This window comes from Zhaonella formicivorans (assembly GCF_004353525.1).
Classification (GTDB): domain Bacteria; phylum Bacillota; class DUOV01; order DUOV01; family Zhaonellaceae; genus Zhaonella; species Zhaonella formicivorans.
The window spans coordinates 1,259,180-1,271,477 of record NZ_CP085524.1; the positions used below are offsets into that span (position 1 = coordinate 1,259,180).

Here is a 12,298-nt window from a genome sequence, read left to right on the forward strand (position 1 = left end):
CCTTATTCCAGAATTTTGCCGTCTGCCATGACCACCCTGCCATTGACGATAGTGTAAACCGGCCAGCCTTTTAGTTCCCACCCGGCGAAAGGAGTGTTTTTGCCCATGGATTGAAATCTTGCGGGATCTACAACAGCTTCTTTTTCCGGGTCAATAATTGTCACATCCGCCGGACTGCCGGCACTTAAAGTTCCCAAGGGAAGGTTCAGTATTTTAGCCGGGTTAATTGTCAATTTGGCTATAGCCTCGCTCCAGTCGAGGATTCCGGTATGGATCAGCTGAGTGACCATCAAGGGCACTGCTGTCTCCAACCCTACCATGCCGTTTGGGGCATAGGCGTATTCCACTTCTTTTTCTTCCCGGGCGTGGGGAGCATGGTCCGTAGCAATTACTTCAATAGTGCCGTCAGCCAGTGCTTCCAGAATTGCCTCCCGGTGTCTGCTGCTGCGCAGTGGGGGGTTCACCTTTGTAGCGGTGTTATAACCAATTACCGCCTCATCTGTCAAAGTAAAGTGATGGGGTGTTGCTTCTGCCGTTATTTTAATGCCCCTTGCTTTGGCTTCCCTCACCAGCCGCACTGAACCGGCTGTGCTGATGTGGGCTATATGCACCGGGCTACCTGTTAACTCTGCCAGGATAATATCTCTTGCCACCATTACTTCCTCTGCCGCAGCCGGAATTCCCCGGAGACCCAGGACTGTTGAAATATAACCTTCGTGCATATAACCGCTTGCCACCAGATTTAAATCCTCGCAGTGGCTGATAATCGGCAGCTGGAACATCTGGGCATATTCTAAAGCCCTGCGCATTATTTCCCCATTATGCACCGGCTTTCCATCGTCGGAAAGCGCTACCACTCCGGCCGCTTTCAGTTCGCCGATTTCCGTCAGTTCCTCCCCTTGAGCCCCTTTGGTCACATTGCCAACAGGATAAACTTTCACCTTGCCTTCCTGCTCAGCTTTTTGTTTGATAAAAGAAACTACTGCCTTGTTGTCGGCAACAGGGTTGGTGTTTGGCATACAAACCACAGCAGTAAAACCTCCTGCCGCGGCAGCCCTGGTACCGCTGGCAATGGTTTCCTTATGCTCAAATCCCGGCTCCCGCAAGTGCACGTGCATGTCGATGAAACCGGGAGCAACGATTTTACCTTCGGCTTCAATCTGTTCATCCGCTTCTTCGTTAATGTTCTCCTCAACTTTTACAATCAGTCCGTCCACAATTAATACATCCCTAATCCCATCTATGCCGTTGGCCGGATCAATTACCCTGCCGCCTTTAATTAACAACTTCATTGACGTTTTTCCCTCCCATGAGAAGATATAAGATAGCCATCCGTACTGCGACGCCGTTGGTCACCTGCTCGTCCACAACCGAGTGCAAGCTGTCGTAAACATCAGGCATGATTTCCACACCGCGGTTCATAGGCCCGGGGTGCATAACCAAAGCATCGGGCTTTGCCAGTGCCAAACGCTTGCGGTCCAGGCCGTAGAGGTTGGAATATTCACGCAGCGAAGGCAAAAGCCCTTTTTTCTGCCTTTCCCTCTGCACCCGCAGCACATTGATCACGTCCACATCCTTTAGCGCCTCTTCAGCGCTTTGGAACACCTCCACCCCCATGCGCTGGACTTCCTTGGGAAGCAACGTGCTGGGGCCAACAACCCTGACCTTGGCGCCAAACTTGGTCAATCCCCAGATATTGGAACGGGCTACCCTGCTGTGCAGTATATCCCCTAAAATAGCAATTTTTAAATCAGCCAGCTTCCCCTTCTTTTCCCGGATAGTAAACATGTCGAGTAACCCCTGGGTGGGGTGTTCATGCATCCCATCACCTGCGTTAATCACCCGGGATTTAATCCTTTGGGCGAGCAAATGGGGAGCGCCCGCCGCTTCATGGCGGATAACGATTACGTCTGCCCCCATCACTTCGATGGTTTTACCCGTATCAATTAAAGTTTCGCCTTTTACCACACTGCTGGTTGCCACTGTTAAGCTGGAGGTATCGGCACTCAAGTACTTGGCAGCAATTTCAAATGAAGTGCGTGTCCTGGTGCTTGGTTCATAAAATAAAGTAACCATGGAGCGACCTCGTAAAGTTGGTACTTTTTTTATTTCCCGTTTGATAATATCTTTCATCGGGACAGCAGTATCCAAAATCAGATTGATTTCGTCGGCGCTAAGCTCTTTCAAACCCAGCAAGTCTTTGCGCTTCCACATTTTTTGTTTCCTCCCTTTATTAGTTGTTAATTGGTGGTTGATAGTTGTTGGTGCAACCTGTGACACTTCATAAAGTTATCCTAAATAATAATGGACCCCACAAGGAGGTCCAGGCGTATGGCAAAAATCAGCCTGTTCTCCTTGTTAGCCTCTCCGGACTACATTTAAAGGAGCAAGCTTCTTATTCTGCTGCTTCTAAAATCTGCACTTCATCGCTGCCATCTATTTCCACCAGATTGACGGCAACTATTTCTTTTTTGGAAGTGGGAACATTTTTACCGACATAATCGGCGCGGATGGGAAGTTCCCTGTGACCCCGGTCCACCAAGATCGCCAACTGGATCGCCTCCGGTCTTCCAAGATCCATTATGGCATCCAAAGCTGCTCTGGCAGTTCTGCCGGTGTAAAGCACGTCGTCAACCAAAATGATTTTCTTGTTGGTTACTGGAAAAGGAACTTCTGTTTTTTGCACTACCGGTTGGTGATCAATTGTTGTTAAGTCATCCCTATAGAGAGTTATATCCAAAACGCCCACCGGTAAAGTTACGCCCTCAATTTCTGCTATATGCTTGGCCAAACGCTGCGCCAAAGGCACCCCCCGGCGGCGAATCCCAATTAAGGCCAGGTTGTCCGTGCCTTTGTTTTTCTCCACTATCTCGTGAGAAATCCTGATCAAAGTACGGCGCATTTTTTCGGCATCCATGATTTGAGTTTTAACCGTAAAATTCATCCTACCACCCCCTGCTAACTTAGCCTTAAAATTAAGAAAACCTTTCCCCCAGGAAAGGTTAGATAATCACCGCCATATAAGGCAAATCAATATCTCCCTTCCTGGCCTCACGGGACCAACTTAAAGGTAACTTGCTTACTGGTAGTTTAAAGTATCCCTGGGGCAATGTCAAGTAGCATTTTTACTTGTAATAGCTGCGATTAAACCGAAAGAACCGGCCAACATCATATCGCCGAAAGGAACTGCCATGTAGTAATTTCCCGCCCGGGCTAACTCGCGGCGTGGGCCGGTAACCGCCACAAATTTATAGCCGCTGCCGCGCACGTAATCAGGATGGATGTAACAGCCATGCCCGCCGTCGTCATAGACCTCCGCATTGCGCAGTTTTTTCGCCTGCAAGGCTGCAACATAATGTAACAGCTTACCCTGTGTGAGGAGACCCGTATGATGTTCAAACAGCCCCCAGACCCGGTAGCCCTGGAGCAAAATGCCCACAGTGTGCTGATTGCCGATATTAAGCACTACCAAACCCTCTTCCTGGTGTTGTTTTACTTGTGGGTCGCATAAAGCCCCCCAGATGGCTGCTGCACCGGTATCCATGACGTAAGCGCCGGGTAGTTTCTCAATGGCCGCCGCCATCCTTGTGAGAGAGGAAGGCACCTTCTGGTAGAGCAAATTCCTGATGTCGCCACCGGCTTCGCAGAATTCCTTCCACAGTTTAAACCGAAACAAACGGTTGCTCATGCCAATACTTTCCCCGTGGTCCTGCACCGCTACGGCTACAGTTTTGGGCAAAGTCACGCCGTAGGGCTCCAAGCTTTTCGCCAGCGTTTTTAAATCCACGTCACCCATTTCAATAGCGATGGACCCTCCAGGCTGCTCTTCCGTAAGCTCAATTCCCAGGGATCTGACTTTGTCCAAATCGTCAGCCACTGTCTTAGCCGCTTGAGGGGTGGCGTAAACCGGAAAACCTTGCTTTAAATGCTTTTTGATTGCGCTGACACAAGCCCCCCCTCCCATCAGTTTGCCATGTAAAAATACCCCCTGACCTCGTACAGTAGCTTGTGCAATCTTCCCGGCTACTACCACCGTTTGGGAAGGTAAAATAAGCTGCACGCAATTTTCAATTGGTTTGTCCGGTTCATAAAGTAAAATATCCTGGGTTCCGCCCCCTACATCAATAGCCAGAATGCTTTCCACTAACAGCCCTCCCTAACGCAAATAAATACAATGTTTTTCAGAGTATCCAATTTTTCCTGTCGTTCTAGTCCCCTAGCCTTCTGTCACTTCTGCCTTGGCTAATAGCAGTAATTAGTCTATAATAGTTTTGTTACACATTTAACCTTTAATGCACAGTATAAGAGGTTGTAATATGTCTTCAGTAAATTTATACTCCCAGAAGTGGTTAGCAAAAGTGCAAGCATCTGCTGCGGGTTATGCTGCCCGCAATTTGGATTATATGCTCTTTGCCTGTTTAATGCTCTTTAAAGTCATGGAGTTTAATGACCAAATCGGCGTGATGAAGCCTACCGGTTTCCTGGCAGCTTCTTTAGGCTCCGTCTTGATAATCGCAGGATGCATCCTCCTTTTACCCATAACACAGAGAGCCCTTTTCCTATACCTGTGCGACATCCTCATATCCTTGATAATGCTTGCTGATCTGTTTTTTTACAGGTACTACAGCGATGTCATTTCCATCCCCGTTCTCTTACAAGTAGCTCAAGCAGGTTCGGTTAAACAGAGCGTGTTTTCCCTTTTTCAACTTGGGGACCTGATTTTCCTGTTTGATTTGCCTTTACTGTTCCCTTTGTTGAAAATTTCAGGCAAAGCACGATCCAGCGCGGAAAAAGTTTTATTCAGAAAAAGGGCGGCTAAGGCTATGCTACTCTTTTTTTGCGGTATTTCCCTGATTTCCTTCAAGGTTATAAGCCTGGAAAACACCATGGGTAAAAGAGTGTTTACCAATATTTTAGATCAAACTTTTTTTGTGGAGAACATTGGAATTTTAAATTTTCATGCTTTTGATTTCTACAAGTATGCCAAAAAACAGCTTAGCCAAAAAGAGCTTTCCAGGGCATCCCGGCAAGAAATCAGCCAATGGTTTGCCAGCACTCCACCTGCAAAACCGGAGCAGAGCAAATACTTTGGCATTGCGAAAAATAAAAACCTGATCGTGGTTCAAGTGGAAGCACTGCAAAGCTTTGTCCTCAACAAAAAAATCAATGGTAGGGAAATCACTCCTAATCTCAATAGGCTTTTAAACAACAGCATATATTTCAATAATTTTTATTTTCAAACGGCACAAGGAAATACCTCCGATGCTGAGTTTTTGGTAAACGTTTCTTACTACCCTGCCAGGGAAGGCTCGGTATACTTTCAGTACGCTGCTAACCGGTTTAATTCACTGCCCGGCAAATTAAGGGAAGCAGGCTATACCACCATGGCCATACATGCCTACAAGCCCAGCTATTGGAACAGAGCTGCCATGTACCGCAGTTTAGGTTTTGAGGCATTTTATAGCAAGGAGGATTTCATCCCCGATGAACAGGTTGGCTGGGGCTTAGGAGATAAATCTTTTTTCAAACAGTCAGCCGCTAAACTTGCCGCTGCTGTTCAACCTTTTTACGCTTTTTTGGTAACCTTGTCCAGCCATTATCCCTATGATGCTTTCAGCGCGGGTTCTGACTTTGATCCCGGCAGATATGCCGGAACTTTTTTGGGAAACTATTTCAAAGCTATCCACTATGCTGACGCTGCCTTAGGCTCCTTTATTGAGGAGCTCAAGGCAAACGGGTTATGGGAAAACTCCGTGGTTGCAGTTTACGGGGACCACAGTGCCGTTAGCAAGGTGGAGAAAGACGACCTGCTGGCTTTCCTGGCGGCACCCGATGATGAATTAACCTGGGCCAAACTGCAAAAGGTTCCGCTCATCATCCACTTGCCGGGAGATGCCCACGCTGGAACAAAGAACATAACCGGCGGCCAAATTGACCTGTTCCCCACTTTGGCTAACCTTCTGGGGCTGAAAGTGCCTAACCTGCTGGGCCAGGACCTGCTGAGCTCTACCCAGGGGTTAGCAGTGTTCAGAAACGGTTCTTTCACGGACGGTAAAATTTTTTACTTGCAGACTACTGGTCAGGTATACGATGTTAAAAGCGGAGAAATCCTGCCTGTAGAGCAGTATACAGCGCAAATTGCCCAAGCTCAAAAAAGGCTTTGGATTTCGGACCAAGTGCTGGAACATGACTTAATGCCAAGCTTAAACAAAAAAAGCCAGGATAGTAAGCTTTGAGCTTTCTACTGTCCTGGCTTTTTTAGCTGCCAATAGTATGTCTTGGAAACTGCGGCAAAATCCCTGTTTGCTCAATTTATTTGATTAACCGCTGGCGCATTAAATTTAGCGGGGGAAATAGAAAGATAAGAATAAATATAACCAGCCATAACACGTTAAACAGCAAATTCCAGCTAACCTGGCCAAAGGACAAAGAACGGATTAAAACTACCAGGTGATAAAGGGGTGTAAACCAGGCCAGCCTTTGAATAAAAAGAGGCATCCCCTCTAAAGGATAAAAAACGCCGGCAAACAGAAACATAGGGGTTACTAGTAGTGTAAAAAAGTAACTCAGCGAATCTATATTAGGTACAAAACCCACCCAAATTAGACCCAGTTCAGCAAAAACAAAGCCGCACAGGACCAACACCAAAGGGATCAGCAAAGCATAAAAAGAAGGTACCAGACCTAAAACAGCAATTACCAGCAGGATTACCGAACCGTAAAGCACGCTTTTAAAAACTCCAAATAAAATATCTCCCAACACTACTTCTTCAATATTAATGGGAGTGGCAATAATGGCGTGGTATGTATGCTGGAATTTCATCCGCACAAAACTGTCATAGGAGCATTCGGAAGCAGCCGCCCACATAGCGGAAGAAGCAATCAGCCCCGGGGCAATAAAATTAAGGTAGGGCATGCCTTGAATGTCAGTAACATACATTCCAAGCCCATAGCCCATGGCTCCCAGATACATCAGCGGTTCAAGAAAGTTAAAGGTGATATTGGTAACCCAGATCTTTTTAAACACCAGCAGGTTGCGTTTAAAGACTTGCCAAGCCTGTAAACTTAAATCAGGCCGGCGCCACAGCTCTAACCAGTTCATTATTCCAGCCCCTTTCCCGCCAACTTAAGAAAGACATCTTCCAGGGTTGCCGGCCTGAGCAACTGGTGGTAAAAGGTATAGGGAGTTTTCCTTAATTCAGCCCAGAGGGTTTCACCGTCTTTAGGGTAGAGATAAGTGACTTCTCCCATCAATTGATAACCTGAAATGTATGGCTTAACGCGCCGAATAAGTTCTGCCCGGTCCCCTTCCATACTTACTTCCAACACTTCTTGTCCAATATGGGCTTGTACCAACTCAGCGGGTCTGCCTTCCTCCAAGATTTTCCCTTCATCCATAATAAGCAGCCTGTCACAAAGCTGGCTCGCTTCCTCCAAATAGTGGGTTGTCAAAATCAATGTCACTCCCTGCTGCTTTAACTGCCGCAGCCGCTGCCAAATTAGGTGCCTGGCCTGGGGATCCAGCCCGGTGGTGGGTTCATCCAAAATTAAAATTTTCGGTTTGTTGACAAGGGCCCGGGCAATGGTCAGACGGCGCTTCATGCCCCCTGATAATTCCTCAACCTTGGTCCCGGCCCTATCCGCCAGGTCAGCAAAATGGAGCAATTCCTTAGCCCGACGCTCAGCTTCTTTTTTAGGTATGGAAAAATAAGCGGCATAAACAACCAAGTTCTCCCATACTGTCAAGTCCTGGTCCAGATTGTCTTCCTGGGAGACTACCCCAATTCTACTTTTCACTTCGCGGGGCTTTTGTGTTACATCGTATCCTAAAACTGTAAGCCTTCCGCTGGTTACCGGCGAAAAACAGTAGATCATTTTTACCGTCGAAGTCTTCCCTGCCCCGTTGGGGCCCAAAAGTGCGAAACATTCCCTTTCCTTAACTTTAAAACTTATACCTTTTACAGCCTGAAAATCCCCATATGTTTTAGTTAAGTTTTCAGCTTCAATGACAAAACACATTCTTCATCCTCCGCTTTCCGCATGGCTCTAGGAAGCTTAGCAAGAAAATGAAAATCAAAGGTACACAATTATGCCCATCAAAGTGACCAATAGAAGTCACCAGTCCCCGGTAAGTCGCGCTTTCGTTAGTCAATAGTCATTAGTACTGAAGCAAGACAGCATGTGAGAATTTCATTAAACTAAAGACTAACAACCAAATACTAAGGACGCATTCATAGGCCGCAACCGGTGACTAATGACTGGCGACTGGGGACTTAGTTTAAAAAACCAGTCTGACTCATTTTTTGTCCGGGTTAAAAGAAATGTTTTTTTCGCTGAGTTTTGCTGCAGCAAACTTTATTATTTGATTTCCTCAAGGAGTCTTTCCAGATCCTCTTTGGTAAAATGATACCGGTCAGCGCAAAAATGGCAGGTTAACTCAGCTTGACCCTGCTCCCGCAGCATGCTTTTCAGTTCTTCCTTGCCGAGGCTGATTAAAATTTTTTCCAGGCGCTCCCTCGAACAACCGCAGTAAAATTTAAGAGGGAGCTTTTCATGGACGGTGACCTCAAAACCCTTTAAAACCTTATTCAAGATTTCCTCCGGAGAAAGGCCTTCATCTACCAGTTGGCTAACCGGCGGCATGGCCTGAATATTCTCCTCCAGTTTCTCTACCGTCCCTTCCTCAGCACCCGGCAATAGTTGAACCATAAAGCCGCCGGCTGCCCTTACGGAATTATCAGTTTCAATTATTACTCCCAAAGCAACTGCGGTTGGAATTTGTTCTGAAACGGTAAAATAGTAGCTCAAATCTTCGGCTATCTCTCCGGAAACCAAAGGCACGCTGCCTGTATAAGGCTCTTTTAAACCCAAGTCTTTGGTCACATATACCATGCCGTTTTTACCAACCGCCCTACCTACATCCAGCTTGCGCGCTGCCTTGCTGGGCAAATGGATCAAGGGTTCCTGCACATATCCCCGTACTGCTCCGCTTGCATCGGCCACCGCAACTACTGCCCCAAGAGGTCCATCGCCTACAATTCTGAGGGTCAGTGTGTCCTCACCCTTCAAGGTGATACCCATCATAGCCGCCGCCGTTAAAACTCTGCCTAACGCAGCTGAAGCAGTAGGCAAGGTACCGTGTCTTTTCCTTGCTTCCTCCACCAACCCGGTTGTGGCAGCAGCAAAGGCCCTAATTGCGCCGTCCCCTGCAGTGGCCCTTATTACGTAATCCTCCATATCCTTCACCCCGGTTATGTGTCTAATAGACAAAATAATAGCATATCAGTTAAAATGTTAGTATCGCATTTTACGGAAGGAGTCAACAGGCGTGAGTTTTGTCCAGTTTCTCTTTTACCAAGGTCTCACTTTTTTATTATACTTCTTTGCAATTTATTTAACTGCAGGAGGCCAGGGTCTGGTAGCCAATATGGTAATGAATTTTTTAACATTTTTCAGCATTTCCTGGCTCATCGCCATACCAAAGTCCAATTTCAAAACCGCTCTTCCTGACGTTTTAGCGGTAACGCTCAGTTTTAACACGGTTACCTACCTTTTGGCTTACGCGCTTTATTCCCCTTTACCTTCGTGGCAGTTGCTGCTTTTCGATTACCTGATGGTAATTGTCTACAGCATAATTGGGATTCTAGCGGCCATGCGCCTTAAACAACAACAAAGCGAACGTTAGCGCAGCAGCGCCTGCCAAAGCCTTGGCGGGCATATTTCTTTTATTAGCACCTCGTCGTAATCTTCTTTCCCTTGGAAAGGGGTGTCAATCCAGTCAGCGGGGTTTACTTCCGGTTCCCACGCTTCATGGTATAATTCAGCTTCCGGTATGTTTTGCAAGCACCATTTCACCAGCTGATCCTCTCCCAAATTAACAATTGTTTCCCTTAACCTTTCGGCCCGCTGACTTAGAGGTGCACAAATATAGGTTTGACAGACCAGAGGCCTATGGTTATAGATGGTGCACTTCTTGTTTTCAGTTTCCAGGAAAAGGCATTCGCCCAGCTCTGTCTGTCCCAAAGTGATATCTATTACACTGCCTTCCGCCTTAACGTTAGTATAGCGTTTAATAATATCGGCCAGTGCCAAATCCTGCCCCAACTCAGCCAAACCTCTTTTCAACTGGTAGATGTCAACCAAGGTCAAAGGAATCCGCTCGTGACAGCAAAGGTCGCAGCCTGCACATTGGCTTTGGGTTCCCCTGCTCCTGGTAAGTTGGCCCTCCAAAATAAAATTATTTAAGGCCTCCAGGTAATCCCGGAGGCTGGCTCCCGTTTCCAAAACCTGCAGATCGTAACCTGCTCCTGTAGAAAAATTTTTGGCGATGATTTTAACGCTCACAACTTTCTCCTTCCCCACGCTGTAGCTTTTAAGTTATATACACCCCAAAATCAGCGGACACAAGGGTTAATATTTTCAACTAGCTGAATGTTTATGTTTTCTCCGGATCACTTTCAATTATTTCCGCCGCGATTAGATTCCTGGCTTCTTCCGCGTACCGGCTGGGTGCCAGGATTTTTACCTGGGCCAGCGGCCCCGTATGCAGGCCATAAAGTTCTCCCAGCGACTCACCGCTTAAACGCACAGGTATCCCTTCAGAATCCAGAAGTTCACCGACAACTTCAGCTTCCAGTTTATCCCTGGCAATAAACACTACCTCCCACTCTTCCGCCAATCCCTACGCCTCCTTCTTACGGGTTTTTCGGAGCTTTTCCAGCAAATCTGCAAAATACTGAGGAAGGGGCGCCGTAAATTCCAGATATGCCCCGGTGCGGGGATGGACAAACCCCAAAGTGGAGGCATGTAGCGCTTGTCCTTCCAGGCCGAAATGGGGCTTTTGGGGCCCGTATTTGGGATCTCCAACCACAGGATGACCTAAATAGGCCATGTGCACCCTGATCTGGTGGGTCCTGCCTGTTTTTAGCCGGAGCTGCAGGTAAGTATAATCCACGAAACGCTCTAATACAGTGTAGGAAGTTACCGCTTCTTTCCCATTTTTGTCCACAACGGCCATTCTTTTTCGTTCCCGCGGATCGCGGCCGATCGGAGCCTCGATCCTGCCTGACTGTTCCTTAATCGTGCCGTGGACTAACGCCAGGTAGGTGCGGGTAACCGAATGTTCTTTTATTTGCTTAGCCAAATGCCGGTGAGCGGCGTCGTTTTTTGCCACCACCAAGACCCCGGAAGTGTCTTTATCAATTCTATGAACAATTCCCGGCCTCAGAATCCCGTTAATCCCGGATAGATCCCGACAATGATAAAGCAGGGCATTAACCAAAGTGCCGGAATAATTGCCGGCAGCAGGATGGACAACCATACCCTGCGGTTTATTCACAACCAGCAAATCGCCGTCTTCATACAGTATATCCAGCGGTATCGCCTCCGGCAGCACTTCTAAAGGTTCAGGGGCTGGAATAACCACGGTGACCGCATCATCTTTTTTTAATTTGTAATTGGCTTTAACTGCCTGGTGGTTAACCTGAACTTGCCCCGCTCCAATCAGTTCCTGAATACGTGAACGAGATAATTCCGGCAGCTGTTCGGTCAAATAACGGTCCAAGCGTTTGCCGCTATCTTCTGCTGTAATTAAAAAATTCACTACTTCCATTGTGTCACCTTGATCATGGATTACGTTTTCCTTCCGGCATGCGCAAGATTTCCCAGCAGAGCAGCGCTACACCGATAACTATAGCTGTATCAGCCAAATTAAACACCGGCCAAATGCGAAAATCAAAAAGATCTACCACATAACCGGTCCTCAAGCGGTCTATAAGGTTTCCAATGGCCCCTCCCAGTTGTAAAGCCAGCCCCAGGCGCAGCAGTTTCTGTTCATGGCCAAGGCGCCGGTAAAAAAATAAAATTATCAGTACCACAACTATGCCAATAGCTACAAAAAAAGAAGTCTTATAGGCCATAATGCCGAAGGCGGCGCCGTAGTTTTTCACAAAAGTCAAGTGAAAAATCTCGGGGATTACAGGTATGGATTGGCCTTCTGCCATGTTTTTTACAACCAGGAATTTAACCAACTGGTCTGAGAACAGGACAGCAAAAACTACAAAAAAGAAATGCAAATAATCTCCTCCTTAGCTTTACCAATTCGTGATAATTTTAGCATACCCTATATATGCACTGCAATTAGGACAAAAAGTGCAGTAAATAGTTTCACCTCCGGCGGGACAAAATAATGCCAGGAGGTGAAACAAGAAGGTTCAATTTCCGCAAGAAGACCACCCGCAAAACGGGCAATAACGGCATCCACCTTCGGGTATAAGCTCCTGTCCGCATTCAGGACAAAT

The 12,298-nt window shown here is 47.0% G+C and carries 13 protein-coding genes; 2 read left to right on the top strand and 11 right to left on the bottom strand.

The features are described 5' to 3' along the window. Positions 1–2: 2 nt before the first annotated feature. The 4 genes from EYS13_RS06290 to EYS13_RS06305 form a co-directional block, all read right to left on the bottom strand. On the bottom strand, positions 3–1,292 hold the full coding sequence (locus EYS13_RS06290; RefSeq protein WP_227767029.1) for a dihydroorotase: 1,290 nt from the start codon (positions 1,290–1,292) through the stop codon (positions 3–5). Continuing rightward, entirely contained in the window at positions 1,276–2,214 is a 939-nt protein-coding gene (locus EYS13_RS06295; protein ID WP_227767030.1) for an aspartate carbamoyltransferase catalytic subunit, read from the bottom strand. Before EYS13_RS06295 ends, EYS13_RS06290 begins: the two co-directional genes overlap by 17 nt. A gap of 181 nt (positions 2,215–2,395) precedes the next feature. After that, entirely contained in the window at positions 2,396–2,944 is a 549-nt protein-coding gene (gene pyrR / locus EYS13_RS06300) for a bifunctional pyr operon transcriptional regulator/uracil phosphoribosyltransferase PyrR (protein WP_227767031.1), read from the bottom strand. A 168-nt stretch (positions 2,945–3,112) separates the two neighbouring features. After that, on the bottom strand, positions 3,113–4,144 hold the full coding sequence (locus EYS13_RS06305) for a DUF1786 domain-containing protein (protein WP_227767033.1): 1,032 nt from the start codon (positions 4,142–4,144) through the stop codon (positions 3,113–3,115). A gap of 172 nt (positions 4,145–4,316) precedes the next feature. On the opposite strand from EYS13_RS06305, the gene EYS13_RS06310 reads away from it, so the two are divergent. After that, complete coding sequence (locus EYS13_RS06310) at positions 4,317–6,236, top strand: LTA synthase family protein (protein WP_227767034.1); 1,920 nt, start codon at positions 4,317–4,319, stop codon at positions 6,234–6,236. Between the two features lie 76 nt (positions 6,237–6,312). Here the strand turns inward: EYS13_RS06310 and EYS13_RS06315 are convergent, their stop codons facing one another. From EYS13_RS06315 to hslO, 3 genes are all read right to left on the bottom strand, one after another. Further along, on the bottom strand, positions 6,313–7,101 hold the full coding sequence (locus EYS13_RS06315) for an ABC transporter permease (protein WP_227767036.1): 789 nt from the start codon (positions 7,099–7,101) through the stop codon (positions 6,313–6,315). After that, complete coding sequence (locus tag EYS13_RS06320; protein ID WP_227767038.1) at positions 7,101–8,018, bottom strand: ABC transporter ATP-binding protein; 918 nt, start codon at positions 8,016–8,018, stop codon at positions 7,101–7,103. Before EYS13_RS06320 ends, EYS13_RS06315 begins: the two co-directional genes overlap by 1 nt. A 339-nt stretch (positions 8,019–8,357) precedes the next feature. Next, a complete protein-coding gene (gene hslO, locus EYS13_RS06325; protein ID WP_227767039.1) occupies positions 8,358–9,236 on the bottom strand; it encodes an Hsp33 family molecular chaperone HslO in 879 nt (292 codons plus the stop codon). Positions 9,237–9,327: 91 nt separating this feature from the next. On the opposite strand from hslO, the gene EYS13_RS06330 reads away from it, so the two are divergent. Further along, positions 9,328–9,684: a hypothetical protein gene (locus EYS13_RS06330; protein ID WP_227767041.1), complete on the top strand. Its 357-nt coding sequence runs from the start codon at positions 9,328–9,330 to the stop codon at positions 9,682–9,684. Here EYS13_RS06330 and EYS13_RS06335 read toward each other — a convergent pair. From EYS13_RS06335 to lspA, 4 genes are all read right to left on the bottom strand, one after another. After that, a complete protein-coding gene (locus EYS13_RS06335; RefSeq protein WP_227767044.1) occupies positions 9,681–10,343 on the bottom strand; it encodes a YkgJ family cysteine cluster protein in 663 nt (220 codons plus the stop codon). The two genes, EYS13_RS06330 and EYS13_RS06335, sit on opposite strands and share 4 nt — an antisense overlap. 91 nt (positions 10,344–10,434) lie before the next feature. Continuing rightward, entirely contained in the window at positions 10,435–10,677 is a 243-nt protein-coding gene (locus EYS13_RS06340) for a putative signal transducing protein (RefSeq protein WP_227767045.1), read from the bottom strand. Positions 10,678–10,680: 3 nt separating this feature from the next. Then, on the bottom strand, positions 10,681–11,610 hold the full coding sequence (locus EYS13_RS06345) for an RluA family pseudouridine synthase (protein WP_227767046.1): 930 nt from the start codon (positions 11,608–11,610) through the stop codon (positions 10,681–10,683). A gap of 13 nt (positions 11,611–11,623) precedes the next feature. After that, positions 11,624–12,073, bottom strand: a complete 450-nt coding sequence (gene lspA / locus EYS13_RS06350; protein WP_227767048.1) for a signal peptidase II — start codon at positions 12,071–12,073, stop codon at positions 11,624–11,626. Positions 12,074–12,298 lie beyond the last annotated feature (225 nt).